The sequence below is a fragment of the Winslowiella sp. 2C04 genome, assembly GCF_050037805.1.
Taxonomy (GTDB): Bacteria; Pseudomonadota; Gammaproteobacteria; order Enterobacterales; family Enterobacteriaceae; genus Erwinia; species Erwinia toletana_A.
Genome location: NZ_CP188300.1, coordinates 2,099,325 through 2,124,986 on the forward strand (window position 1 = coordinate 2,099,325; position 25,662 = coordinate 2,124,986).

At 52.2% G+C, this 25,662-nt stretch carries 20 protein-coding genes, 1 pseudogene and 1 other annotated feature; of the genes and pseudogenes, 4 read left to right on the forward strand and 17 right to left on the reverse strand.

Annotation, left to right across the window (positions count from 1 at the left end; translation table 11 throughout):
* Positions 1–57: 57 nt before the first annotated feature.
* Positions 58–1,632 (reverse strand): hypothetical protein, encoded by a 1,575-nt coding sequence (locus ACP3TC_RS09390; RefSeq protein WP_426818073.1) that lies wholly within the window; start codon positions 1,630–1,632, stop codon positions 58–60.
* 286 nt (positions 1,633–1,918) lie between these two features.
* Between ACP3TC_RS09390 and tonB the strand changes: the two genes are divergently transcribed.
* The gene (gene tonB, locus ACP3TC_RS09395; RefSeq protein ID WP_426818074.1) at positions 1,919–2,668 is read left to right on the forward strand and encodes a TonB system transport protein TonB; all 750 of its coding nucleotides are present in this window, start codon (positions 1,919–1,921) and stop codon (positions 2,666–2,668) included.
* A gap of 45 nt (positions 2,669–2,713) precedes the next feature.
* On the opposite strand, the gene yciA is transcribed toward tonB, so the two are convergent.
* The 4 genes from yciA to ACP3TC_RS09415 all read right to left on the reverse strand — a co-directional run bounded on the left by yciA (position 2,714) and on the right by ACP3TC_RS09415 (position 5,000).
* A complete protein-coding gene (yciA, locus tag ACP3TC_RS09400) occupies positions 2,714–3,142 on the reverse strand; it encodes an acyl-CoA thioester hydrolase YciA (protein WP_313852189.1) in 429 nt (142 codons plus the stop codon).
* A gap of 66 nt (positions 3,143–3,208) precedes the next feature.
* Positions 3,209–3,745 carry a septation protein A gene (locus ACP3TC_RS09405; RefSeq protein WP_313852188.1) on the reverse strand — a complete coding sequence of 179 codons (537 nt, stop codon included), beginning with the start codon at positions 3,743–3,745 and terminating at the stop codon, positions 3,209–3,211.
* Between the two features lie 70 nt (positions 3,746–3,815).
* Positions 3,816–4,553: a YciC family protein gene (locus tag ACP3TC_RS09410; protein ID WP_313852187.1), complete on the reverse strand. Its 738-nt coding sequence runs from the start codon at positions 4,551–4,553 to the stop codon at positions 3,816–3,818.
* Between the two features lie 27 nt (positions 4,554–4,580).
* Complete coding sequence (locus ACP3TC_RS09415) at positions 4,581–5,000, reverse strand: YkgJ family cysteine cluster protein (RefSeq protein WP_313852186.1); 420 nt, start codon at positions 4,998–5,000, stop codon at positions 4,581–4,583.
* A gap of 267 nt (positions 5,001–5,267) precedes the next feature.
* On the opposite strand from ACP3TC_RS09415, the gene ompW reads away from it, so the two are divergent.
* A complete protein-coding gene (gene ompW / locus ACP3TC_RS09420; RefSeq protein WP_313852185.1) occupies positions 5,268–5,900 on the forward strand; it encodes an outer membrane protein OmpW in 633 nt (210 codons plus the stop codon).
* An 80-nt stretch (positions 5,901–5,980) separates the two neighbouring features.
* Here the strand turns inward: ompW and ACP3TC_RS09425 are convergent, their stop codons facing one another.
* The 11 genes and pseudogenes from ACP3TC_RS09425 to ACP3TC_RS09475 form a co-directional block, all read right to left on the reverse strand.
* Positions 5,981–6,166, reverse strand: a complete 186-nt coding sequence (locus tag ACP3TC_RS09425) for a YegP family protein (RefSeq protein WP_313852184.1) — start codon at positions 6,164–6,166, stop codon at positions 5,981–5,983.
* Positions 6,167–6,386: 220 nt separating this feature from the next.
* Positions 6,387–6,701 carry a BON domain-containing protein gene (locus ACP3TC_RS09430; protein ID WP_313852183.1) on the reverse strand — a complete coding sequence of 105 codons (315 nt, stop codon included), beginning with the start codon at positions 6,699–6,701 and terminating at the stop codon, positions 6,387–6,389.
* Between the two features lie 406 nt (positions 6,702–7,107).
* The gene (locus ACP3TC_RS09435; RefSeq protein ID WP_426818075.1) at positions 7,108–7,698 is read right to left on the reverse strand and encodes a hypothetical protein; all 591 of its coding nucleotides are present in this window, start codon (positions 7,696–7,698) and stop codon (positions 7,108–7,110) included.
* 24 nt (positions 7,699–7,722) lie between these two features.
* Entirely contained in the window at positions 7,723–9,717 is a 1,995-nt protein-coding gene (locus ACP3TC_RS09440) for a reprolysin-like metallopeptidase (RefSeq protein WP_426818076.1), read from the reverse strand.
* A gap of 405 nt (positions 9,718–10,122) precedes the next feature.
* The gene (locus ACP3TC_RS09445) at positions 10,123–12,729 is read right to left on the reverse strand and encodes a zinc-dependent metalloprotease family protein (protein ID WP_426818077.1); all 2,607 of its coding nucleotides are present in this window, start codon (positions 12,727–12,729) and stop codon (positions 10,123–10,125) included.
* Between the two features lie 405 nt (positions 12,730–13,134).
* Positions 13,135–15,786: a M12 family metallo-peptidase gene (locus ACP3TC_RS09450; RefSeq protein ID WP_426818078.1), complete on the reverse strand. Its 2,652-nt coding sequence runs from the start codon at positions 15,784–15,786 to the stop codon at positions 13,135–13,137.
* Between the two features lie 283 nt (positions 15,787–16,069).
* Positions 16,070–16,873 carry a tryptophan synthase subunit alpha gene (gene trpA / locus ACP3TC_RS09455; RefSeq protein WP_426818079.1) on the reverse strand — a complete coding sequence of 268 codons (804 nt, stop codon included), beginning with the start codon at positions 16,871–16,873 and terminating at the stop codon, positions 16,070–16,072.
* Complete coding sequence (gene trpB, locus ACP3TC_RS09460; protein ID WP_313852178.1) at positions 16,873–18,063, reverse strand: tryptophan synthase subunit beta; 1,191 nt, start codon at positions 18,061–18,063, stop codon at positions 16,873–16,875. The genes trpA and trpB overlap by 1 nt, the downstream gene beginning before the upstream one ends.
* A 10-nt stretch (positions 18,064–18,073) precedes the next feature.
* Positions 18,074–19,435, reverse strand: a complete 1,362-nt coding sequence (gene trpCF, locus ACP3TC_RS09465; RefSeq protein ID WP_313852177.1) for a bifunctional indole-3-glycerol-phosphate synthase TrpC/phosphoribosylanthranilate isomerase TrpF — start codon at positions 19,433–19,435, stop codon at positions 18,074–18,076.
* A gap of 2 nt (positions 19,436–19,437) precedes the next feature.
* Positions 19,438–21,030 (reverse strand): annotated as a pseudogene (gene trpD, locus ACP3TC_RS09470) (bifunctional anthranilate synthase glutamate amidotransferase component TrpG/anthranilate phosphoribosyltransferase TrpD).
* Complete coding sequence (locus ACP3TC_RS09475) at positions 21,030–22,592, reverse strand: anthranilate synthase component 1 (protein WP_313852176.1); 1,563 nt, start codon at positions 22,590–22,592, stop codon at positions 21,030–21,032. The pseudogene trpD and the gene ACP3TC_RS09475 overlap by 1 nt, the downstream one beginning before the upstream one ends.
* A 25-nt stretch (positions 22,593–22,617) precedes the next feature.
* Positions 22,618–22,719: a sequence feature (Trp leader region), on the reverse strand.
* A gap of 155 nt (positions 22,720–22,874) precedes the next feature.
* On the opposite strand from ACP3TC_RS09475, the gene rnm reads away from it, so the two are divergent.
* Entirely contained in the window at positions 22,875–23,747 is an 873-nt protein-coding gene (gene rnm / locus ACP3TC_RS09480) for an RNase RNM (RefSeq protein WP_313852175.1), read from the forward strand.
* 34 nt (positions 23,748–23,781) lie between these two features.
* Positions 23,782–24,402 carry an L-threonylcarbamoyladenylate synthase gene (locus ACP3TC_RS09485; RefSeq protein WP_313852174.1) on the forward strand — a complete coding sequence of 207 codons (621 nt, stop codon included), beginning with the start codon at positions 23,782–23,784 and terminating at the stop codon, positions 24,400–24,402.
* A gap of 45 nt (positions 24,403–24,447) precedes the next feature.
* Here ACP3TC_RS09485 and ACP3TC_RS09490 read toward each other — a convergent pair whose 3' ends face one another.
* On the reverse strand, positions 24,448–25,077 hold the full coding sequence (locus tag ACP3TC_RS09490) for a serine protease (RefSeq protein WP_313852173.1): 630 nt from the start codon (positions 25,075–25,077) through the stop codon (positions 24,448–24,450).
* Positions 25,078–25,662 lie beyond the last annotated feature (585 nt).

Genomic DNA, 25,662 nt, shown 5'->3' on the forward strand with positions numbered 1-25,662 from the left:
CCTGCGGTCGGGGTGAAATTTACAGTATCCGGCTTTTTTGCCGTTGAAATCACATTCCTAATCAGAGCGAGGAGCACGCCCCTCAGCTGCGGGTATCACCTTGCGCAGTTTATTAACAACGGCATCTGGCCATCCGACCGCAGCAGCGTTGCGTTTATATGACTCGGGAAAGGCCGGTTCGCCTCGAATATATTCTGCTGCCCGCTCAAGAATATCCTCGCCGCATACCTCGACCAGCAACTGATAAGCCTGGGTAATTTGCTGATCGAGCGGGGGTACAGGTTGCATCAGGGAATGAGGGTCGGTATTGCTGAGGATCACCGGCTTATTTTTTATGTAGTGATTAAAGGCTGCGATCGCGTAGCTTTTGACTGGTGGATTGCCGCCCACTAACTGTAGCGCGTGATACAGCATTAAGGCGCTGATTGGCTGCGGCATGCCCGGCTGCCTGAGTAAGGCGTCAAATCTTCTCATGGTGATATCAAAACTTATTTCCGGTGTGGAAACCCAGTGCCTGGCGACCCAGTCCAACAGTGCATCACTGACATTACCGGTGGCCCTGATAACCGCAGTTCTGATTTGATATTTTAGCGGTGCACTGTAGCTATACAGTATCTTCATCGCCCGATACAAACTGTTGGTATTACGCCACTGTTTCATATGAGGCTGGCGTAACAGCGTCAGAAGCCGGTCTGAGACCAGACCTGAAGTGCTTTGCCAGCAATCTTTCAACAACAAAAGTTGTTGTGAGTCGTTACTGATTTCGGACTCATTAAACAGTTGGCGGATGGTGGTCAGCCCCGGTCCTTTGGCACCCAGCCGGTAGAACAATGCGATATAAACGGTATCCGCTTCAAAATCTTCAGGTGGATTTGGCTGCGCGCGCAACAGATGAACTTTATCCTGTAATGAGAAATCGGAGCGGGTGGGCCAGTATTGATTAATCCATGCCTCCATTTCGCTGCTTAACACAATCTTATTAGCATGAAAGGCCAGGTTGATGGTACTTCTGCCATAGGCGGAACTGACGTTCACCGCCAGCAGTGCTGCCCGCATTTTGGCCGGAGTAATATCAGCTGGTTTGTCCTGGCGTTTAAGCAGCGTCAATAATCTGAATTCTGCGGAGCCGATATGACATTGATGACGAGTAATCCAGCGGATAATAGCCGGGTCTGCTGCCTGGTACTCTTCATGAAAGGTGTACTCAATCTGACTGAGGCTTGGCCCCCGGTTATCGAGCATATTTAAAGCCTTGAACAGCTCCGGGGCACCCAACATTGCCGGTTTATTCGGTGCATTCAGTAATTGATGAATACGTTTTAGCTTGGTTTCTGTAACGCTCAGCGGCCAGTTTTTCTGACACCATATGATGACTTCTTCACGTACAGCGACGCGGGGGAGATCGGTCGCGACCAGTTGTGTCGATGGTGCGAAGTGATAGATCGGAGAATTATAGTGTGGTTGCACCTCCGGCGTTGTTGGCGGCGGTATTAATGCTAACTGGCTGGTGCTCTGCGAGACAGCGGTAACCCTGCTCAACGCCGTGGCGGCGTTGCTTCTGGCCGTCAGTGCCGCAGCTGATACTGTCGAATAGGGGGTTATGGATGTGACGGCGGGAAAATCATTGGCCATATCATTGCGCTCCTTGTCACTTAACGTTGCGGTAATAACAGTTAAGTCCATCAGGCAAACTGCAATAATATCCCTGCTGAGGTTATCCGATTTACAGTATCCGACTTTTTGCTGTTGGTGATCACGTCATCCAGCTTAATAATCCCTTAACCTCAGCTATTTCTGAATGCAGACAGTCGTTGTTTAACGCGATTAGGCGCTTTTGCGCTGTTTAACCCGACTGCTTGTTGAAACTGATTGCTATTTGCATTTACTATTGTCCCCTGATTAAAATAGCTGAATGACTATGACGACGCTCACTACAACATTGCCCCGACGTTCTCCTTTGCCACTGCTACTGTCTCTCGCACTGCACGGCTCGGTGATCGCCGGTTTACTTTATGCTTCTTTTCACCAGGTTGTTGAAGTACCGAAAGCGTCGCAACCGATTAGCGTGACGATGGTGGCCCCTGAAGTGCAGCCAGAGCCAGAACCTGCGCCTGCACCGGTGGCACAGCCCGAACCGGAGCCAGAACCAGAACCTGCGCCGGAACCCGAACCGGCTCCTGAACCGCCAAAACCGGAACCGGTGCCAATTCCTAAACCGGAACCGAAGCCCAAGCCAAAGCCGGTGAAGAAAGATGTGGTGCAGCCGAAGAAAGAGGTGAAGCCAAAAACGCAGCCGCGTGAAGCCAACCCGTTCCAGAAAGATACCCCTGAGAATGTCGCCGCGAAACCGTCTACCGCGCCGAAACTGTCAAATGCGCCGGCGGCGAAAACGGTGTCTGACGGTCCGCGCGCGCTGAATGTTGGTAAGCCGGCTTATCCGGCGCGTGCTTTTGCGTTACGCGTAGAGGGTAAGGTACGGGTACAGTTTGATGTCGACAGTAGCGGCCAGGTCGGTAACGTGCGTATTCTCTCTGCGGAGCCGCGCAATATGTTTGAACGTGAAGTGAAGCAGGCGATGAAGAAGTGGCGTTATGAAGCCGGTAAGCCAGGCAACAATATCACCATGAGTATTGTCTTCCGCATCAATGGCGGGGCCAGTATCGAATAGTCCGGGCAGTCTCTGATAACAGGGCGGAACTCTCCGCCCTGATTATTATGGTTGGCTGTCGTGATTAAGATTGCTTTTACCGTCGGGCAGCGGGCGAGATTTGCCTTCAGGATCGACGGCAACATAGATAAACACCGCTTCGGTTGCGCGATAGCGCTGGCCAATCGGCTCAGAAGAGACTTTCTTTACCCAGACTTCCACGTTAATGGTAATTGAGCTGCTGCCGGTACGCATACAGCGTGCATAGCAACACACCACATCACCGACTGCTACCGGTTTTAAGAAGGTCATTCCGTCAACCCGCACCGTCACCACACGACCCTCGGCAATCTCTTTTGCCAGAATCGCACCGCCCATATCCATTTGCGACATCAGCCAGCCACCAAAAATATCGCCGTTGGCATTGGTATCGGCAGGCATGGCCAGCGTACGCAGCACTACTTCACCCTGCGGTGACTTCTGTTTATCGTCCATTGCTTCACTTCTTATTAAATGTGCCAGACAGGCAAAATGCCCGGCAGAGCTGCCGGGCAATAATGATTACTTTTGTTCCTGTGGCATCAGGCGGTAGATATAGACACCGCTGACCAGGGTAAATATCAGCGTCAACCCGGTCAGGCCGAACACTTTGAAATTAACCCAAAACGCCTGCGACAGCCAAAAGGCGACGTAAATATTCGCCAGGCCACAGGCGAGGAAGAACAGTGCCCAGGCGATATTCAGTTTGCGCCATGCATGCTCAGGTAACTGAATCTCTTTACCTAACATGGTCTGGATTAGCGGTTTTTTCATCCAGAACTGGCTAAAAAGCAGGGCGATGGCAAACAGTCCATAAATCACGGTGACTTTCCACTTAATAAACTCATCGTTGTGGAAAACCAGCGTCAGGGTGCCAAAAACGGCAACCAGCACAAAGGTGAAAATGGTCATTTTTTCCAGCTTGCGATAGAGCACCCAGCTAATGACCAGCGCCAGACCGGTGGCGACAATCAGCGCGCCTGAGGCGACAAAAATGTCGTAAAGCTTGTAAAAGACAAAGAATACAACCAGCGGGAGAAAATCGAGTAACTGCTTCATAAAGGTTTCCAAATCACTGACGGGGCATTGTTCAGAGTCCGGCATGCCCGTTACGGGCATGCCTTACTGTTTAACGTAACAGCATATACAGTCGATACAAATAAATTATTAATATCGCTGAAACCAGATTGCTGATTGCGTTAAATACCACCGAAGCAACATTGGCGGGCAATACGGTAAACGACGTAGCCAGCAACATCAGCAGAATTTTAGCCAGTAGCCAGAAGATGATCGCGGGTGCCACCAGTTTCATCTGGCCCCAGACCATGCGTACGCTGGTGCGCATTGAAGCAAAAACGCCGCTCTTTTCCGTCGCCAGTATTACCGGCGACAGCGCCAGCACAATCGCCAGCAGCACACCCGGCACCACCAGCACCATGAAGCCCAACTGAACCACCAGCGTGACCAGAAAGGTGAGCAGCAGCAAGCGTGGCAGCATTGGTGCGGAAGCGCCGATAGCGCGCAGGGCGCTAACCCGTTGCCCGGCGGAGACCATCGGGATCAGACATAGCATTCCACCTAACAGCAACACATTACCGACCAGTGACGCAAAGGTGCCGGCGGCAGAAGCGCGCAGTAACACCTGTTGCTGTTCGGGCGTCATGTTTTGCACCATTTCAAATAGCGTCGAAGCGCTGCCGCTGTCACCTTCGCTTAATATCGACATTTGATCGGCATCAGGCGTCAGTGCGTGACCAATGATTAGCGTAATAAATGAGGTCAGCAGCGCCATCAGTAAGATAGTAATCATTTGATGGCGCAGGAAATTTCCCGTGTCACGGTATAGCGATCCCGCCGTGATAGACATGTACACTCCTTTAGTGAATTACCGGGTTTAACTACCCGGCGATTGTACATGGTCTGGCAGTAAGCTGGCACCCTGACTTACATAACTTTCGGTAAATGCAGCGATTACTGGATGAAAAAGCGGCGGTAATCCGTATTTTGCCCGCGCGCGGTCGCAAGCATCATTAGGCTCACCATTTTCACCTGCCATCTGAAACTCCCGACAGGGGGTCGGGCGCTGCTCATAAATAGCGCATGAGACACAACCGCCAATCTCCCCCTGTAATGAGCTACATCGCGGTGTTTTATTATTCGTGCCGGCCATTGCGCGCAGAAAAGGGGTGATGGGTTCGGTCAGTTCTGCTGGCACGCGGCCGCCGCCATCATTGGCTTCAGCCCAGTAGAAAGAGACACGAAAATAGGCGCAGCACGCGCCACAGGTTACGCAAGGATTAAGATTATCGCTCATTTGATCGCCCGCCCCTCCTGAGGCTTCGAACCAAAATCACATTAATGGGGATAAGCAAAGTATCCGCTTCATGACCTTTATTCAACGGCTTTATTTGTGTAACGAATTTGTCGCAGATTGATTCAGATCAATGCATCGACTGTTAAAGGATTTGAAACAATTGATTGACATGATCTTTTGTAAATCTGCTGTCAGTATGTGCCGCGCAATAATTAAGAACACCTCAAAAGAGGTAGCAAATACAACGTGATAACAACAGGAGTGGTTATGAAGTTGGCAGCGGTAGTCCTGGCATTAACAGCAGCAATGCCAGTGATAGCAAGTGCGCATCAGGCGGGTGATTTTTTTATGCGTGCCGGTTCGGCGACGGTACGTCCGACAGAAGGGTCGGATAATGTGCTGGGTATGGGCTCGTTCAGTGTTGATAACAACACCCAACTTGGCCTGACCTTTACCTGGATGGCTACCGATAATATCGGTGTCGAACTGCTGGCGGCAACGCCGTTCCGTCATCGGGTTGGCCTGGCGGCTACCGGTAACCTGGCTGAAGTGAAACAGCTACCGCCAACGTTGATGGCCCAATGGTACTTTTTCGACAGCAGCAGTAAAGCGCGTCCCTATATTGGCGCGGGGATTAACTACACCACCTTTTACGATGCCGACTTCAATCAGACCGGGCGTGATGCCGGTCTCAGCGATCTGAGTGTTAAAAATTCCTGGGGTCTGGCCGGGCAGGTCGGTCTCGATTATCAAATCGATCCTGACTGGATGCTGAATATGTCGCTCTGGTATATGGATATCGATACCGAAGTGAAATTTAAAGCTGGTGACGAACAGCAGAATATCAAAACCCGTATCGATCCCTGGGTGTTCTTCTTTGGCGTTGGCTACCGTTTCTGATTTATTCGATAAAAATTTCATGCCAGCTAATCACTTTTTAAGGGCAATATTTGCCCTTTTTTCGCTGTCAGACTGAGCGATTAACTCTCATCACGAATATCGCTGGTTGGTCCATTTTGCTGCACTGACTTTATTCCATTGTGAGCCGCTTGTTTTGAGGTGTACATCTCGCTGGTGGCGATCACCTCGCCATTAGACGCTTTCAGTACAAAGTAGAATTCTGTTTTAACCGTCGATTTGCTTCTTTTGATCACGTAATAACCCATGACAGTCTCCTTATTCCGCCGCACAGCGCAGCAGCTTCAATATTGACCAGAAATGGCACTATTTCAATAAGTTTTATTTAACATTGTGAACCATGCCAGCGCCATGCCGAGTCTGCGATTGCGCGACAGAGGATAATTAGCCGGTTATTGTTGTGCGCAGGGTGGGGCGACGAAAAAAAAGGCCGGGTAAATCCCGGCCAGATTAATCTCAGCGTATCTGCTACTTGATTTGCATATCGTTAACTACTGATTTGACGCCTGGGACCGTGCGGGTCACTTCCACTGCGCGGTTTGCCATCTGTGGTGAGGCGACAAAGCCACTTAGCTGCACGCGGCCTTTAAAGGTTTCGACATTGATCTCAGTGGATTTCAATGAATCCTCGCGCAGAAGCTGGGTTTTCACTTTGGTGGTAATGACGGAGTCATCAAAATAACCGCCGGTGCCTTCTTTCGTTGGTGTCGGGGCGCAGGCACTGACTGCCAGTGCAACCACTGCCGCGATAACTGCACCACTTACGACTTTAAATAACTTCATTGTTTATCTCCCTGTCTGTATCAATGGATAGCACCGTCACAGATAACGGCAACCTCAATGATTGTCGGACAGAATAGTTAAATGTACAAATAACAGAGATAAAAAAGAGAAAGGAAAGAGTGCCTTATCGTGGAGCAAAGCATTTTATGCCTGGAAAACTCACGCCAGCCGTTATTAAGAATCAGTTACCGTTTTTTGAATCAAATCTCGATTGGATCCAGGATGACGCTTATTTGAACAGGATGTAAAAGGCAGATTCTAATTCGAGGAGAAATTTCTGATGATGACATCACTTAAAACAACCAGAGTTAAATGGCCGGGAGTGCCCCGGCCAGCCTGAACATCAGGTCAGATTTAAATAGCTTAACTCTTTATGGCAGCGTGACTGCTAATCAGCGGCGACAGGTTAATTAACCAGATTGCCGTTGGCATCGCGGGTTTCAATGGTCACGGTTAACTGGTCGTTTTGCGCCAGCGGCAGCCAGATATGGTTGCGATAGGAGCTGCCGGCTATCCACTGAAGGGAGCCGTCAGCCTGCATCTCACCTGCACGCAGCGTCGCTGGCGTTTCGGCGTTAAGCGCACGGGTCAAATCGGATATCCACTGGTAACGGCCAAAGTTGGCGCTGGTAATCGGCAGCTTCACTTCCTTCACAATCGAGTGGGTGGTGGAATTGCGCACGGTGACCACCTTGGTGGTGCCCGGCGTGGCATCGAGCTCGTTATGGTTGTATTTGCTGACCCACTTGTCGCCCAGCGCTTCGCCGTAGGTTCCCTGGTTGATCTGCAACTGCAATTTTCCGTCGAGGATGGACGAGATCCAGAGATTATTGCGATAGTGGCTACCCTTGATCAGGGTGATAACGCCGCTGGCAGCGTCCCTCTCACCGGCGCGGACTTCATTGGCAGACAGTCGGCTGTTAATCGTCTCGCCAATTTCTGTCGGCCAGTGATACATGCTGGTATTGCTGAACGGCAGGCTGAAGGCGGACTGCATCTTGCCAGAGGCCAGATTCTTCAGCTACACCTGGAAAAACTGACGTGCGGGCAGGTCGGCCGATCCGAGCAGTGCGCCGGTCTGATTCCAGCTGACAGGGGCGGCGCTGACCGTCTCTATGCTGGCGGTCAGCGCCTGGCGTTTGGCCAGCGGAACCCAGATTTGGTTACGGTACGAACTGCCCGCGGCAACGGCAATGGAGCCATTGGCCTGGATTTCACCGGCGCGCATCTCCTGGGTATTGCTGGCGTTAACCGCGCGGGCCAGCTGCTCCGGCCAGCTCCAGGCACCGGCGTTGCATTCGGTTATCAGAAGCGACTCGCGGGCCACTTCCTGATCGGTCTGGCTTTGTTTCAGGACGACTTGTTTTTGCGTGCCGGGTTCGGCAGCCTGTTCATCGGAGCTGATTACGCCGACAGTAAACCATTTCTGATTATCAGCTTCGGCGTAGGTGCGGCGGGTCATCTGCAGCTGATTCTGGCCGGACAAGCTGTTGTGGACCCAGATTTTGTTGCGATAGCTTGAGCCCGGGATGAAATGAATGTCGCCATTGCTGTCTCTTTCACCGGCGCGCACGGTGTTGGCCGGGAAATAGGCATTAATCGCCGCGGCCGTTTCTGCTGGCCACTGGTACATACCCCGGCCGTCGACCACCTTGTCGAGAGAATAGATGACCTGGCCGGTGGTTCTGTTTTTCAGCTGGATCTCAAAAAACTGTCTGGCGGCCAAGTCACCATTGCCTGTCAGTTCGCCGGACTGTACCCAGGTCGCAGGAGCAGGATAAAAATTCGCGACGTTCTGGGCACGGTTATTCATCCTCCGGGCGTTATTATGCTGATTGGTTGTGCCGGCGGGAATGTTCATGTAAGTGACATCCGGATTCGAGAAGTTTTGTATTCTGGAGCAGGTTGGTGAGCAATCGTTAGCCATAACTGTACGGAATCTTGGCGTGACAGTATGCTGGAATCCAGCTTCATGCGTGGCGCCGATATTATGGCCTGTTTCGTGAGCATAGGTGTAATTGGTGACAGAGCAATCCCCATTTACCACACTTAAGCCCTTGGCTTTGTTGGCATCCTGGTGTGCAACGCCGCAAACGTTTTTAACCTGGCTAAACAGAACTGCTAAGTCAGCGAGATTCTCATCACGCATCTTCTGAATAGGCGCTCCTACTGCAGAGCTTGTATTCGTCATCAGCGACAGCAGACCGGCGGCGAGCGTACCATTTTCATTGTAATTCAGGTCAAGAATACCGGCGTTAACTAATTCAATATTGACGTTACTGCGTTTATAGATTTCGTTGGTGCGTGCAATCGACAGGTTAGCCAGCGCCCGCGTATCAGGGTATTTGATACGGGCATCACTGGTCGATGCCGTTAGCACGCGGATTTTAATCGGGTAATTCTGAATGCTGACGTCATTATCTTCGCTGTGGGCAGCACGGTGTTCATCATCGCTGGCGTCAGCTGTTGCGCCATGATTATGTTCATGACCGTGAGCCGAATGGTCTTCGATGCCGTCGTCGCCATAGTCAGGGAACTTACTGGCATCAGTTTTAACAATGGCGTGATTGCCATCTGCCATTGGGGTAACCATATACTGCTGGCCGTCAACGGTGATGACGCCGGTGATATTGTTACCGTTGCGCACCAGCAGAACTTCGTTTTTGGCTGACTCTTCATCAGACATCTGGGCAGGCTCACCGAGAGTCCCTTTCCAGAGGCTGGTGCCGTCGGCATTGTCTTTAAAATCGAGCTGATGTGCGGTAACGACCAGGCCCGGCTCAACTTCCAGGGCAATATCTTTGGTGCTGGCGGCAACCAGTGCGGCGCGGACAGTGATAAAATTAACCGATTCCGTCGCCGGGCTTTCAGTAAAGATATTTTTTTTGGTGTCCAGTATCGAATGGGTTTCAGCAAACAGCTGATTTTCCTGTGACCAGGCGGCAGTGGAAGCCAGCATTAATACGCCAGCCGAAAGTAAGCGCGTGCGCTTTAATTTAAAATCCGGGAGAAACATTTTTACACCTCGTTTATTAGAAGTGTGAAATATATCCGTATGCAAGGTTTGATCAATGCTCTGCGCGGCGATTAAATAAAAACAGAAAAGTCCTGATTGATGGCGGGTGGTTTCTGCGAAAATTAATGTAAGCAAAATAAATATTAAATAAGCGATCGTTTAACTAAGTTTTAATCATGGCGTAATTGTCCTCTGCCAGCAGTGTAATCATATACAGGTCGCGCTCAATGCTGACAGCAGAAGCCAGAATAATCTCTGTTTGCGAAGGGAAGGTTCTTGATGAGTACGTTGCTAAAAATAACTGGAGTTAAATGGCCGGGAGTGCCCCGGCCAGCCTGAACATCAGGTCAGATTTAAATAGCTTAACTCTTTACGGCAGCGTGACTGATAATCAGCGGCGACAGGTTAATTAACCAGATTGCCGTTGGCATCGCGGGTTTCAATGGTCACGGTTAACTGGTCGTTTTGCGCCAGCGGCAGCCAGATATGGTTGCGATAGGAGCTGCCGGCTATCCACTGAAGGGTGCCGTCAGCCTGCATCTCACCTGCACGCAGCGTCGCTGGCGTTTCGGCGTTAAGCGCACGGGTCAGATCGGATATCCACTGGTAACGGCCAAAGTTGGCGCTGGTAATCGGCAGCTTCACTTCCTTCACAATCGAGTTGGTGGTGGAATTGCGCACGGTGACCACCTTGGTGGTGCCCGGCGTGGCATCGAGCTCGTTATGGTTGTATTTACTGACCCACTTGTCGCCCAGCGCTTCGCCGTAGGTTCCCTGGTTGATCTGCAACTGCAATTTTCCGTCGAGGATGGACGAGATCCAGAGATTATTGCGATAGTGGCTACCCTTGATCAGGGTGATAACGCCGCTGGCAGCGTCCCTCTCACCGGCGCGGACTTCATTGGCAGACAGTCGGCTGTTAATCGCCTCGCCAATTTCTGTCGGCCAGTGATACATGCTGGTATTGCTGAACGGCAGGCTGAAGGCGGACTGCATCTTGCCAGAGGCCAGATTCTTCAGCTGCACCTGGAAAAACTGACGTGCGGGCAGGTCGGCCGATCCGAGCAGGACGCCGGTCTGATTCCAGCTGACAGGGGCGGCGCTGACCGTCTCTATGCTGGCGGTCAGCGTCTGGCGTTTGGCCAGCGGAACCCAGATCTGGTTACGGTAAGAACTGCCCGCGGCAACGGCAATGGAGCCATTGGCCTGGATTTCACCGGCGCGCATCTCCTGGGTATTGCTGGCGTTAACCGCGCGGGCCAGCTGCTCCGGCCAGCTCCAGGCACCGGCGTTGCTTTCGGTTATCAGAAGCGACTCGCGGGCGACTTCCTGATCGGTCTGGCTTTGTTTCAGGACGACTTGTTTTTGCGTGCCGGGTTCGGCAGCCTGTTCATCGGAGCTGATTACGCCGACAGTAAACCATTTCTGATTATCGGTTTCGGCGTAGGTGCGTCGGGTCATCTGCAGCTGATTCTGGCCGGACAAGCTGTTGTGGATCCAGATTTTGTTGCGATAGCTTGAGCCCGGGATGAAATGAATGTCGCCATTATTGTCTCTTTCACCGGCGCGCACGGTATTGGCGGGGAAATAGGCATTAATCGCCGCGGCCGTTTCTGCTGGCCACTGGTACATACCCCGGCCGTCGACCACCTTGTCGAGAGAATAGAGTACCTGGCCGGTGGTTCTGTTTTTCAGCTGGATCTCAAAAAACTGCCTGACGGGCAAGTCACCGTTGCCTGTCAGCTCGCCCGACTGTACCCAGGTCGCAGGAGCCGGGTAAAAATTCGCGACGTTCTGGGCACGGTTATTTAGCGTCCGGGCATTGTTATGCTGATTGGTTGTGCCGGTGGGAATATGCATCCAGGTCACATTAGGATTTGAAATGTTTTGTATTGCGGAGCAGCCTGAGCATGAAGTGGACATGACAGTATAGAATCGCGGCGTGGTAGTGTGTCGGTATCCAGCTTCATGCGTGGCGCCGATGTTATGGCCTATTTCGTGAGCATAGGCGTTATTGGTGACAGAGCAATCCCCATTTACCACACTTAAGCCCCTGGATTTGTTGGCACTCTGATGTGCTACGCCGCAAACGTTTTTAACCTGGCTAAACAGAACCGCTAAGTCAGCGAGATTCTCATCACGCATCTTCTGAATAGGTTGTCCGATTGCAGAGCTTGTATTCGTCATCAGCGACAGCAGGCCGGCGGCGAGCGTACCATTTTCATTGTAATTCAGGTCAAGAATACCGGCGTTAATTAATTCAATATTGACGTTACTGCGTTTATAGATTTCGTTGGTGCGTGCAATCGACAGGTTAGCCAGCGCCAGCGTATCAGGGTATTTGATACGGGCATTACTGGTCGATGCCGTTAGCACGCGGATTTTAATTGGGTAATTCTGAGTGCTGACGTCATTATCTTCGCTGTGGTCAGCACGGTGTTGATCATCGCTGGCGTCAGCTGTTGCGCCATGATTGTGTTCATGACCGTGAGCCGAATGATCTTCGATGCCATCGTCGCCATAGTCAGGAAACTTACTGGCGTCGGTTTTAACAATGGCGTGATTGCCATCTGCCATTGGGGTAACCATATACTGCTGGCCGTCAACGGTGATGATGCCGGTGATATTGTTACCGTTGCGCACCAGCAGAACTTCGTTTTTGGCTGACTCTTCATCAGACATCTGGGCAGGCTCACCGAGAGTCCCTTTCCAGAGGCTGGTGCCGTCGGCATTGTCTTTAAAATCGAGCTGATGTGCGGTAACGACCAGGCCCGGCTCAACTTCCAGGGCAATATCTTTGGTGCTGGCGGCAACCAGTGCGGCGCGGACAGTGATAAAATTAACCGATTCCGTCGCCGGGCTTTCAGTAAAGATATTTTTTTTGGTGTCCAGTATCGAATGGGTTTCAGCAAACAGCTGATTTTCCTGTGACCAGGCGGCAGTGGAAGCCAGCATTAATACGCCAGCCGAAAGTAAGCGCGTGCGCTTTAATTTAAAATTCGGGAGAAACATTTTTACACCTCGTTTATTAGAAGTGTGAAATATATCCGTATGCAAAGTTTGATCAATGCTCTGCGCGGCAATTAACTAAAAACAGAAAAGTCCTGATTGATGGCGGGTGGTTTCTGTGAAAATTAATGTAAGCAAAATAAATATTAAATAAGCGATCGTTTAAGTAAGTTTTAATCATGGCGTAATTGCCCTCTGCCAGCAGTGTAATCATATACAGGTCGCCTTCAATGCTGACAGCAGAAGCCAGAATAATCTCTGTTTGCGAAGGGAAGGTTCTTGATGAGTACGTTGCTAAAAATAATTGGAGTTAAATGGCCGGGAGTGCCCCGGCCAGCCTGAACATCAGGTCAGATTTAAATAGCTTAACTCTTTACGGCAGCGTGACGGCTAATCAGCGACGATGTGTTAATTAACCAGATTGCCGCTGGCATCGCGGGTTTCAATGGTCACGGTTAACTGGTCGTTTTGCGCCAGCGGCAGCCAGATATGGTTGCGATAGGAGCTGCCGGCTATCCACTGAAGGGTGCCGTCAGCCTGCATCTCACCTGCACGCAGCGTCGCTGGCGTTTCGGCGTTAAGCGCACGGGTCAGATCGGATATCCACTGGTAACGGCCAAAGTTGGCGCTGGTAATCGGCAGCTTCACTTCCTTCACAATCGAGTGGGTGGTGGAATTGCGCACGGTGACCACCTTGGTGGTGCCCGGCGTGGCATCGAGCTCGTTATGGCTGTATTTGCTGACCCACTTGTCGCCCAGCGCTTCGCCGTAGGTTCCCTGGTTGATCTGCAACTGCATTTTTCCGTCAAGGATGGACGAGATCCAGAGATTATTGCGATAGTGGCTACCCTTGATCAGGGTGATAACGCCGCTGGCAGCGTCCCTCTCACCGGCGCGGACTTCATTGGCAGGCAGTCGGCTGTTAATCGCCTCGCCAATTTCTGTCGGCCAGTGATACATGCTGGTATTGCTGAACGGCAGGCTGAAGGCGGACTGCATCTTGCCAGAGGCCAGATTCTTCAGCTGCACCTGGAAAAACTGACGTGCGGGCAGGTCGGCCGATCCGAGCAGTGCGCCGGTCTGATTCCAGCTGACAGGGGCGGCGCTGACCGTCTCTATGCTGGCGGTCAGCGCCTGGCGTTTGGCCAGCGGAACCCAGATTTGGTTACGGTACGAACTGCCCGCGGCAACGGCAATGGAGCCATTGGCCTGGATTTCACCGGCGCGCATCTCCTGGGTATTGCTGGCGTTAACCGCGCGGGCCAGCTGCTCCGGCCAGCTCCAGGCACCGGCGTTGCTTTCGGTTAACAGAAGCGACACGCGGGCCACTTCCTGATTATCCTGGCTGTTTTTCAGCAGCGCCAGCTTTTGCGTGCCGGGCGTACCTGCCTGCTCAGCAGATTCAATGCCAGCGATGCTCACCCATTTTTGGTTATGTGTCTCAGCGTAAGTATGGCGCGTCAGCTCCACCTGGTTCTGGCTGGAGAGGCTATCATGTACCCAGAGCTTGTTGCGATAGCTTGATCCCACGATTACATTGATACTGCCATTGCTGTCCATTTCACCGGCGCGCAGGGTATTAGCCGGGAAGTGACTATTAATTTCCCTGGCCGTAGCGGTGGGCCAGGCGTTCATATTGCCATCAACAATTACGCTGTCGAGGGAGTAGATAACCTGGCCGGTGGTTTTATTTTTCAGCTGGATAGTGAAAAACTGCCTGGCGGGTAAAGTGCCGTTCCCAACCAGTTCGCCCGACTGTATCCAGTGAGTCATCGGTGGGTAGAAGTTGGCCACCGTCTGCGCACGCTGGTTTAGTACCCGGGCGTTATCATGGCGAGCGGCTGTGCCCATAGGGATATTTTCGTACGTGACATCAGGATTCGACCAATAATTGATTCTCGGACACGCATTAATTTTGCAGGTCGGATAAGCCATAACGGTGGCGAAGTAGGGTCTCACCGTTTGTTGCTGATAACCGTGACCGTAAGAATAAGTGGAGTTGTTGGTATTGCCGGGATCGTGATGTGCGCCGAGGTTGTGGCCGATTTCATGGGCGAAAGTGCGCCCTGACAGGCAGGTTTCGGAGGTAACACTCACAGCATTGGATTTATTTGCGTTAAATTGGGCCTGCCCACAGCTTGAGCCACGCACCTGATTGACTAATGTCACAACCAAATCGGCACGATTCTCTTCGCGGAAGCGATGCACAGGACCGCCAAACACCGGGTCGGAAGTATTTCGCGACTGGCTGAGCATGGCAGCAATAGTACTTAATTCATTATAATTTGCATTAAAAATACCGGCGTTAACCAGCTCAATATTGATTTTACTGTTTCTGAAACCGTTATTCGCGTCGGCAATTGCCCAGGCAACTCTGCCCGGCACATCAGCGACTCTGGCGCGTAACTGATTTGTGGTTGCCACCATTACGCGTATTTGTATTGGGGCATTTTTCGTGTTCACGTCACCCATGGCCTGGGTATTTTCATGCTCTGAATGGTCGTGTTCGTCGCTGCTCGATTCATCAGCCGTGCTATGGGCTGAAGACTCCTCAATGGTATCGTTTTCGTCCTCAGCAATTTTGCTGGGGTCTGTTTTGATAATCGCGTGGGTGCCATCACCCAGTGGATCAATCATATACAGCTGGCCATTAACATTGATGCTGCCGGTAACGTTGTCGCCATGACTTACCAGAATGACCTCATTCAGGGCTGACTCCTCGATGGAAGGATGGGCCGTATCGCTGACTACGCCAATCCAGACGCGGGTACCGTCATTGTTGTCTTTAAATTGCTGCTGGTAGGCGTTGACCACCACTCCTGGTTCGACTTCCAGCGCAATAATTTGGCTGTTAGCAGAAACCATGGCTGCGCTGGCGGCCATAAAGTGAACAGCTTGCGTAGTTCCCGGTTCACCGTAGTGATAATTTTGCATCGCTGCCGTTACCTGTGTGTCGGCAAACAGATTATTTCCCTGTGACCAGGCGGCAGTGGAAGCCAGCATTAATACGCCAGCCGAAAGTAAGCGCGTGCGCTTAAATTTAAAATTAGGGTAAAACATATTCGCACTCCATATCTATGAGGAGGGAAATATATAGCGATACAGATGTTGATCAATGCTTGCTGAGGATAATAAATAAAGATAGAAATATCTTATCTGACACAGGGTGTTTTCTGTGGTTAATGATGTCACTAAGTTAAATATATCTTAAATGAAGCGCTGATTAACTATTTGTCAGGGTTTAACTGATGATTTATTGCTGGCTGAGTAAGTGATTGATTATTATTGGCGACAAGCTTTTGGAATAATGCCTTTTGAAATAAAAGGCATTATTCAGCGCGGATTAACGTGAGGCGGCTTTCAGACTACTGACGAATTGGTGTAATTCAGCCAGCATCACATCCGGACTGGCATGGTTTCGCTCGATAATTTTGACAATCGCCGAGCCAGAAATCGCACCGGCAGCACCGGAGGCAATCGCTTCTTTTACCTGAGAAGGTTCAGAAATGCCAAAGCCTTGTAGCGGCGGTGCCGCGTGATATTCACGCAGTTTGTCGACCAGATGCTTGAGTGGCAGGCTGGCGCGGGTCTCAGCACCGGTCACCCCGGCACGTGACAACAGATAGGTATAGCCACGACCATGCGAGGATATTTCCCGCAGCAGATCGTCATCGGCATTCGGCGGGCAGATAAAGATCGGTGCGATATTATGGCGTAATGCAGCCTGGCGGAAGGGCGCTGACTCTTCCACCGGCACATCGGCTATCAACACCGAATCAACGCCGACTTCTGCGCAGCGCGCATAGAAGTTATCAATGCCGTTGGAAAACACCAGATTGGCATACATCAGCAGGCCAATTGGTAAATCCGGGTATTTCTGACGAAGGGTTGCCAGCATTTCGAAGCAGTGGGCCGGCGTAACACCCGCTGCAAAGGCGCGCAGGTTGGCACCCTGAATCGTCGGGCCATCAGCCAGCGGGTCGGAGAACGGTATCCCCAGCTCCAGTGCATCTGCCCCAGCCTCAACCAGCGTATCGATGATTTTCAGCGACAGCTCGGGAGTGGGGTCGCCCAGCGTAACAAAAGGAACAAAAGCCCCCTGATTCGCTGCGTCAAGACGGTTAAATAATTGCTGATAACGCTCCATCAGATCTCTCCCTTCGCTTTCAGAATGTCGTGAACGGTGAAAATATCTTTGTCGCCACGGCCGGAAAGGTTAACCACCAACAGCTGCTCTTTTTCCGGATTTTCAGCGATCATTTTCAGCGCGTGCGCTAAGGCGTGTGACGACTCCAGCGCCGGAATAATTCCTTCGGCACGGCACAGCGTCTTAAACGCGTCCATCGCTTCATCATCGGTAACGGACACGTATTCAGCGCGGCCAATGCTGTTCAGATAGGCATGCTGCGGGCCGACGGACGGGAAGTCGAGACCGGCAGAAATCGAATAAGACTCTTCAATCTGACCATCTTCGGTCTGCATCATTGGCGCTTTCATACCGAAGTAAATACCAACCCGGCCATGCTTCAGCGGCGCGCCGTGTTCACCGGTTTCAATACCGTGACCCGCCGGCTCAACGCCAATCAGGCCAACTTCCGCGTCATCAATAAAATCGGCAAACATGCCGATGGCATTTGAACCGCCACCCACACAGGCCAGCACTGCATCCGGCAGGCGACCCTCGCGCTCGAGAATCTGTGCTTTGGTCTCTTCACCAATCATGCGCTGGAATTCACGCACGATGGTCGGATAGGGGTGCGGGCCAGCGGCAGTACCCAACATATAATGCGAGTTTTCATAGCTGCCGGACCAGTCGCGCAGCGCTTCGTTACAGGCATCTTTCAGCGTTGCTGAACCGCTGTGTACCGGTATGACTTCGGCACCCATCAGGCGCATACGGAACACATTCGGCGACTGGCGCTCAATATCCTTCGCACCCATATAAATGCGGCATTTCAGCCCCAGCAGGGCGCTGGCCAGTGCCGAGGCGACGCCATGCTGACCCGCGCCGGTCTCAGCGATAATTTCGCTTTTACCCATCCGTTTTGCCAGCAGAGCCTGACCTAACACCTGGTTGGTTTTGTGCGCGCCGCCGTGCAGCAGATCTTCGCGCTTCAAATAGAGACGAGTTTTCGTCCCTTTGGTCAGGTTCTGGCACAGGGTCAGCGCGGTCGGGCGACCGGCATAGTTTTTCAGCAGATCGGTAAACTGGGCCTGAAATTCAGGATCGCGCTGTGCGCTGACAAAGGCTTCTTCCAGCTGGCGCAGTGCTGGCATCAAAATCTGCGGCACATACATACCGCCAAATTCGCCAAAATAGGGGTTCAGTAATGTCATCTTATCTCTCTCAATAGGCTTTCAGGGTCTGAAATACGGCGGCGATTTTGGCGCTGTCTTTGATGCCTGGCGCGCTTTCCACACCGGAGTTAAAGTCCAGCCCGGCACAGCCGAGTTGCGCGGCGGCGACACAGTTATCCGCGCTTAAGCCACCGGCCAGCAGCACATTGTCCAGCTGCTGACCCTCCAGCAATGACCAGTCAAATTGCTGGCCGCTACCGCCGTTACCATGATCGAATACATAGCGGTTAACCTGTTTCAGGTCGCGCGCGGGCAGGCTCTGCTGCACACTCAGCGCTTTCCAGATCTCCACCGTGGCCGGTAACTGCGCGCGTAACGCATCGATATATGCCTGATCTTCCGCACCGTGCAGCTGCACCGCGTGCAGCGACAGCGCCTGAGCAGTGGCGACGACTTCATCAATGGTTTGATTGCGGAACACGCCAACGAATTTTAACGGCGCCGCAGCCACCAGTTCAGCGGCTTGCGGCAGGCCGATCTGGCGCGGCGAACCGGCGGCAAAAATCAGACCGCCATAGATTGCGCCTGCCTGATATGCCGCAACGGCATCTTCAGTGCGCGTCAGGCCACAGACTTTATTATCTCCCAACAGAACCCGGCGTACCGCTGCTTCAAGATTGTCTTCCGACATCAGCGCCGAGCCAATCAGGAAGCCATTGGCGAAGTGACTCAGCTCACGCACCTGCGCATAGCGGTTAATGCCGGACTCGCTGATCACCGTGACGCCGTGCGACAGGCGCGGAGCCAGCTGACGGGTGCGATTCAGATCAATCGACAGATCGCGCAGGTCGCGATTATTGATGCCGACCACTTTTGCCTGCAGCGCGATGGCGCGCTCCAGCTCTTCTTCATTACTGACTTCGGTCAGCACGCCCATTTTCAGGCTGTGTGCCACCGCCGCCAGCTGACGATACTGCTCATCATCCAGTACCGACAGCATCAGTAAAATCGCATCGCCCTGATAATAACGTGCCAGATAAATCTGGTAAGGATCGATGATAAAGTCTTTGCACAGCACGGGCTGGGTGATCGCCGCGCTGACAATCGGCAGAAAATCGAAGCTGCCGTGAAAATATTTCTCATCGGTTAATACCGATACCGCCGAGGCATACGACTTATAGACGCCAGCAATGGTTGCCGGATCAAAATCGTCGCGAATCACCCCTTTCGATGGCGAGGCTTTTTTGCATTCAAGGATGAAAACGGTACGCGCTCCCTGCAATGCATCATAAAAGTTGCGGCTCGCCGGAACCACATCCTGCTGAAAGGAGGCCAGCGGCTGCTGTGCCTGACGTGCTTCCAGCCAGATGGCCTTGTCCTGAACAATTTTATTAAGTACGGTTTCCTGCATGATTATCCTCTTGCTGCCAGTGCGACGACGCGCTCCCAGGCCTGACCACTGCGAATCGCTTGCAGTGCGCGCTGGGCATTTTCACGTAAATCTTCATTGCCGAAGACCTTGAGTAGCATCGCGACGTTAACCGCTACCGCCTCTTCATGGGCGCGCTCGCCATTACCCTGAAGTAATCGCATCAGAATGTCACGATTTTCTTCCGGGGTACCGCCCGCCAGTGCTTCCTTCGGATGGAAGCTCAGACCAAAATCTTCTGGCGTCAGCTGATAGTGGGTGATTTCACCGTCGCGCAGCTCGGCAACCTGCGTGGCGCTGTGCAGCGCTACTTCATCCATGCCGCCACCGTGCACCACCGCTGCGCGTTGATAACCCAGCACTTTCAGCGTCTGGGCAATCGGTAGCACCAGTTCAGCACTGTAGACGCCAATCACCGCCAGCGGTGGACGCGCCGGGTTGATTAACGGGCCAAGCACGTTAAACAGCGTGCGGGTTTTCAGCTGCTGGCGTACCGGCATCGCATGGCGGAAGCCCGTGTGATACTGCGGCGCAAACAGAAAACAGACGTTCAGATCATCCAGCGCCTGGCGTGCCTGTGGCGCTGGCATATCAAGGTTAATCCCCAGTGCCGCCAGCAGGTCAGACGATCCCGATTTGCTGGAGACGCTGCGGTTGCCGTGCTTCGCGACTTTCAGCCCGCAGGTGGCGGCGACAAAGGCGCTGGTGGTTGAAATATTAATGCTGTTGCTGCCGTCACCGCCGGTACCGACGATATCAGCAAATAGATAATCCGGGCGCGGGAAGGGCTTGGCGTCTTCCAGCAGCGCGCAGGCGGCACCGGCTATCTCTTCCGGGCGCTCACCGCGGACTTTCATCGCAATCAATGCGGCAGCAAGCTGGGTCGGTTCCAGCTGACCAGTAATAATTGCGGAGAACAGCTGGTGGCTCTCTGCCTGACTCAGGGTTTGCGCCTGATAAAGTTTTTCCAGAATATCGTGCATCGGATTCTCCTTAGATTACGCCAGCGCCCAGTCGAGGGTCTGTTCTAACAGGTGTGCGCCCTGAGTGGTCAGAATTGACTCCGGATGAAACTGGAAACCGCAGACGCGGTCGGCGTCGTGGCGCACCGCCATTACCATGCCGTTATAGCTGGCGTTAATCGTTAATTCTTCCGGGATGTTGCTGCCTACCAGCGAGTGGTAGCGGGCCACCGGCAACGGATTACTCAGCCCCTGAAACATGGCTGCACCATCGTGTTCAATGGCGGAAGCCTTCCCGTGCAGAATTTCTCCCGCCTGGCCGACATGGCCGCCATAGGCTTCAACAATTGCCTGATGGCCCAGACAGATACCGATAATCGGCAACTGGCCGCGCAGGCGTTGCAGCAGTTCGGGCATGCATCCGGCTTCAGCAGGTGCGCCGGGTCCAGGTGACAGCATCAGCACCGGCTTTTCCATCTTTTGCAGCCGGTCGATCAGCGTGTCGGCTGGCACATTGTTACGATAAATCACCACGTTATGGCCAAAGGCGCGTAACTGGTCGACGAGGTTATAAGTAAAGGAGTCAATATTGTCGAGCAGCAGGATGTCGGCCATCAGAAAATCTCCGTGCAGTGATGAGCAGTAGCGATTGCGCGCAGTACCGCACGCGCTTTATTGCGGCTTTCGTCCGCTTCGGCTTGTGGGTTGGAATCGAGCACCACGCCCGCTCCCGCCTGCACCGTTGCCACGCCGTCTTCGACATAAGCTGAGCGAATGACAATGCAGGTATCAAGATCGCCCTGCGCGGTGAAGTAGCCGACCGCACCGCCGTAGCTGCCGCGACGCGTGCCTTCAGCGGCGGCAATCAGCTGCATCGCCCGCACTTTCGGTGCGCCGCTCAGGGTGCCCATATTCATACAGGCGCGATAGGCGTGCAGCACATCCAGATCGCCACGCAGTTTTCCAACCACCCGTGATACCAGATGCATCACAAACGAGTAGCGGTCGACTTTGGTTAAGTCAGCCACATAGCGGCTACCGGGTTCGCAGATGCGCGCCAGATCGTTGCGGGCCAGGTCGACCAGCATCAGGTGTTCTGCCAGCTCTTTATGATCGGTACGCATTTCCAGTTCGATACGGCTGTCGAGATCGCGATCCAGTGAACCATCGGCATGACGACCGCGGGGGCGAGTACCGGCAATCGGGTAGATTTCTATCTGACGGTCGGTGGCTTCATATTTCAGTGAGCTTTCCGGCGAAGCGCCAAACAGCGAAAAATCCTGATCCTGCATAAAAAACATATACGGACTTGGATTGCTGTTTTTCAGCGTGTCATAAGCGGCCAGCGGCGACGGGCAGGGCAGTGAAAAGCGGCGCGATGGTACGACCTGGAAAATCTCACCAATGCGAATCGCTTCCTGCATATTACGCACCACATTGCAGTACTCTTCATCGCTCTGATTACAGCTCAGTGACATCTTTTCAACCTGCTGGACCGGCAGCGCTGGCGCAGGTTGCAGCATCTGACCATGCAGTTGCTCAATACGGCTCTGCAAACGCTGAAACTCAGCGGTGGATGGCGCAAACAGGCTGGCTTGCAGCCGTGAGGTTTGCGTCTGATGGTCGATAACCAGCAGGGTTTCCGCCAGATAGAAGCAGTAATCCGGGCAGCGCTGCTGATTTTCCAGCGTCGGCAGTGCTTCAAAGCCGGCGACCAGATCATAGGCAAACAGACCGCCGAGCAGCATCGCTTCACGCTCTTCGGCTGGAGTATTGACCAGCGTCGGGAACAGGCGCAGCGCGTCAAATACTGACAGTGACTGCAAGCGCGAGTCCTCATCCTGCAACTGATCGATTTCCGGGAAGGTCAGGACGCGGCCGTCCGGGCGAATCTGGTTATCCACTTCCGCAGGCAGCGCGGCATCCAGCAGCGGCAGCAGCGCCCGACCATTTTCCGACAGCGCCTGCAAGGTAACGGTTTTGTCCAGTGCGGTAATGCGCAGCGCGCTGTCGACAATCAGCAAGCTTTTCAGATTTTTTTTGCTGTCGATATCGGCGGATTCGAGCAGCAGAGTTGCCGGGCGTGCGCCGCATAACTGATGGAACACTGCGGCCGGATCTTCGCGATAAGGCGCGTTGCCGGTAATCAACTTCAATGTAGGTTTCGCAATTGGCATGATGATATCTCTGTTGGTATAGCTCAAAAAAAAGCCCGCTTTCGGCGGGCTCGGGTATCTGCACTGAGTTCCTTGGAATGTGCATGACGACGTCGCCCTGTCAGGGAGAAGTGCGCCACCAGCTATGCATATTCGTATTATAAGAAGTCATTTTCGTGATACCCCGCATGTGAACTTGTGTACTAGTTAACTGGTTCGTGAGAAAAATGTCAATACTCTTTTTCCCTCGTTGCTAATTGTCGTTATGATGGCGGCACAAATTCTTAGTGTCCCGGAGTAGTTTTGACAGCCGCAACGCCCCTCAGCAATTTTCCGCTTTACGATCTCCACAGTCATACGCTTGCATCTGATGGATTACTCAGCCCTGAAGCGCTGGTACTGCGTGCGACCGAAATGCGGGTGGGAGTGCTGGCGATAACCGATCACGACACTATCGCCGGTATTGCCCCGGCGCAAGCCGCCATTGCTCAGCATCAGCTGCCGCTACAGCTTATCAGCGGTGTTGAAGTATCGACGCTATGGGAAAATCATGAAATTCATATCGTCGGTCTGGGTATCGATATTCACGATGCAGGAATGATTCAGTTCCTGCAATCGCAAAGCGATCGTCGCCTGGCGCGCGCGCAGTTGATGGCTGAACGACTGGAGAAAGCGCAGATCCCTGGCGCTCTGGAAGGCGCACAGCGCCTGGCCGACGGGGGGGCAATCACGCGCGGCCATTTTGCCCGTTACCTGATTGAACAGGGTAAAGGCACCACGATGGCGCAAATCTTTAAAAACTACCTGGCGCGTGGCAAAACCGGTTACGTGCCGCCACAGTGGTGTACAATAGAACAAGCCATTGATGCAATTCATCATTCCGGAGGTCGTGCGGTGCTGGCGCATCCCGGTCGTTATGGGTTGTCGACCAAGTGGCTGAAACGGTTGATAGCGTACTTTGCCGAGTGCGGAGGCGATGCGATGGAAGTGGCGCAGTGTCAGCAGCCACCTCAGGAGCGAAGCCAGCTGGCGCAATATGCTCAGCACTATCAACTGGCCGCATCGCAAGGCTCCGATTTCCACCAACCCTGTCCGTGGATTGAATTGGGGAAAAAGTTATGGCTGCCCGGAGGCGTTGAAGCTATCTGGACACGCTACCCGGATATTGCGCAGTAATCATCCCGGATAACAGGGCGACAAGAGGTTTGTTATGAGTCAATTTTTTTATATTCATCCGGAAAATCCGCAGCCGCGTCTGGTGAAACAGGCGGTTGAGATGCTGAATAAAGGCGGGGTGATTGTTTATCCCACCGATTCCGGTTATGCACTGGGCTGTAAGCTGGAAGACAAAAACGCGATGGAGCGGATTTGCCGCATTCGTCAGCTTGATGGCAATCATAATTTCACGCTGATGTGTCGCGATCTCTCGGAGCTTTCGACTTATGCCCACGTTGATAACAGTGCTTTTCGCCTGATTAAAAATAACACCCCAGGCAACTACACCTTTATTCTCAAGGCGACCAAAGAGGTGCCGCGCCGCCTGATGAATGAAAAGCGTAAAACCATCGGTTTGCGCGTGCCGTCTAATCCCATCGCGCTGTCACTGCTTGAAGCGTTGAATGAACCCATGATGTCGACGTCATTAATGCTACCGGGCAACGATTTTACCGAGTCCGATCCGGAAGAGATCCAGGACAGCATTGGTAAAGTGGTCGATCTGATTATTCATGGCGGTTTTTTGGGGCAGCAGCCGACAACTGTTATCGATCTTACTGATGATGCCCCGGTGGTTATCCGCGAAGGGGTAGGCGACGTTAAGCCGTTTTTGTAACTTTTGCCGGGCCGCATCTGCAATGCGGCCTTTAATCCCGCAGGTTTACGACGAGGTGGTTTCTTCCAGCCACTGCTTAAAGTTAGCATACGGGATATACAGTGAAACATCCTTCAGTACTGATTGACTGTTGGCGCGATTTTTCACTTTCGACGTGTAACCCACGATCACCCCGCCGATGGTGTCATCACTGTTAAACACCGCTCCACCTGACATCCCTTTTACTACGCCAGCATTGGACGCCATTGCCACGCATGGGCGCTTATTCCAGCTATTACGAATACCGGTTCGGGTTAAATTAACGCCTGATGATTCCACTGGCATCGCAGAAATAAAACTGTAGCCATACATTTTGATTGGGTCGCCAATTTCGCTGTTGCGAAACTTAGGTAAATCCTTGATATCATTTTTATGATAGATAACGGCAATGTCGCAATAAGGATGATAAGCTTTAACACGTTGCACGGAATATTTAGCGACATGAGCGGCCGTCAGGCTATATTCCGGCGTAATCGGAATACTGCTGCCCAGCATTCCGACGCCCAGCACGGTGGGAATACCGGTAAAATTCATATCCACATGCTTCATGGCTTCACTGCTGTACTCATATTTTCCCACGGAGCAACCTGACAGCAATAGCGTCAGCAACACTGGTAAAAAAGTCAGTATTTTCATTACATTAAACTTTATATTTGAGCATGTCGGCAATCCCTGGTGAAGATTTTTGACATGCAAGCCTGGCGCTAACTAATTAGCGAAATTATCAGCAAAGTGTTCGCTGATGCGTAATTTTTTGTCGTGTCATTTATAAAAAAATGGTTTTAATATCAGGAATCAGATTTTAATCTTAGCTAAGAATAATCTTATGGTTAAATTCTACACAATATCTGACTTCAGGCAAATCAATTAAAATGGCTTAAAGTAAATAATTATAATAATAATGGGTTAAGTTAATTTAATATGTATTAAGACTGTTTATTTGATGTTGAATATATTCAAAGATTGGGTAATTTAACTTAACACAGAGTAAAAAATTAAAAGATAAATTCAACTTAATATTAACAACTACCGATTTGCAGAAATGTAGCGGTGATAACCGTTTTAGTGCGCCGAAACTGGGATTACCTTTTACCGTTGGCAGCGAAGAGCAGTCGCTTGCCGTCTGAAGGCGTTAAGGCGGCACTGCCCAGGCGTGCGGTTGCTATACTGATTGAATCATTATCAATGGTAATCAACTTAGTGTAGAATGCCTTTCCCCTG

Coding starts and splice junctions, on each gene's coding strand:
- ACP3TC_RS09390 (WP_426818073.1), bottom strand. CDS start 1,632: ATGGCCAATGATTTTCCCGCCGTCACATCCATAACCCCCTATTCGACA.
- tonB (WP_426818074.1), top strand. CDS start 1,919: ATGACGACGCTCACTACAACATTGCCCCGACGTTCTCCTTTGCCACTG.
- yciA (WP_313852189.1), bottom strand. CDS start 3,142: ATGGACGATAAACAGAAGTCACCGCAGGGTGAAGTAGTGCTGCGTACG.
- ACP3TC_RS09405 (WP_313852188.1), bottom strand. CDS start 3,745: ATGAAGCAGTTACTCGATTTTCTCCCGCTGGTTGTATTCTTTGTCTTT.
- ACP3TC_RS09410 (WP_313852187.1), bottom strand. CDS start 4,553: ATGTCTATCACGGCGGGATCGCTATACCGTGACACGGGAAATTTCCTG.
- ACP3TC_RS09415 (WP_313852186.1), bottom strand. CDS start 5,000: ATGAGCGATAATCTTAATCCTTGCGTAACCTGTGGCGCGTGCTGCGCC.
- ompW (WP_313852185.1), top strand. CDS start 5,268: ATGAAGTTGGCAGCGGTAGTCCTGGCATTAACAGCAGCAATGCCAGTG.
- ACP3TC_RS09425 (WP_313852184.1), bottom strand. CDS start 6,166: ATGGGTTATTACGTGATCAAAAGAAGCAAATCGACGGTTAAAACAGAA.
- ACP3TC_RS09430 (WP_313852183.1), bottom strand. CDS start 6,701: ATGAAGTTATTTAAAGTCGTAAGTGGTGCAGTTATCGCGGCAGTGGTT.
- ACP3TC_RS09435 (WP_426818075.1), bottom strand. CDS start 7,698: ATGCAGTCCGCCTTCAGCCTGCCGTTCAGCAATACCAGCATGTATCAC.
- ACP3TC_RS09440 (WP_426818076.1), bottom strand. CDS start 9,717: ATGTTTCTCCCGGATTTTAAATTAAAGCGCACGCGCTTACTTTCGGCT.
- ACP3TC_RS09445 (WP_426818077.1), bottom strand. CDS start 12,729: ATGTTTCTCCCGAATTTTAAATTAAAGCGCACGCGCTTACTTTCGGCT.
- ACP3TC_RS09450 (WP_426818078.1), bottom strand. CDS start 15,786: ATGTTTTACCCTAATTTTAAATTTAAGCGCACGCGCTTACTTTCGGCT.
- trpA (WP_426818079.1), bottom strand. CDS start 16,873: ATGGAGCGTTATCAGCAATTATTTAACCGTCTTGACGCAGCGAATCAG.
- trpB (WP_313852178.1), bottom strand. CDS start 18,063: ATGACATTACTGAACCCCTATTTTGGCGAATTTGGCGGTATGTATGTG.
- trpCF (WP_313852177.1), bottom strand. CDS start 19,435: ATGCAGGAAACCGTACTTAATAAAATTGTTCAGGACAAGGCCATCTGG.
- ACP3TC_RS09475 (WP_313852176.1), bottom strand. CDS start 22,592: ATGCCAATTGCGAAACCTACATTGAAGTTGATTACCGGCAACGCGCCT.
- ACP3TC_RS09485 (WP_313852174.1), top strand. CDS start 23,782: ATGAGTCAATTTTTTTATATTCATCCGGAAAATCCGCAGCCGCGTCTG.
- ACP3TC_RS09490 (WP_313852173.1), bottom strand. CDS start 25,077: ATGAAAATACTGACTTTTTTACCAGTGTTGCTGACGCTATTGCTGTCA.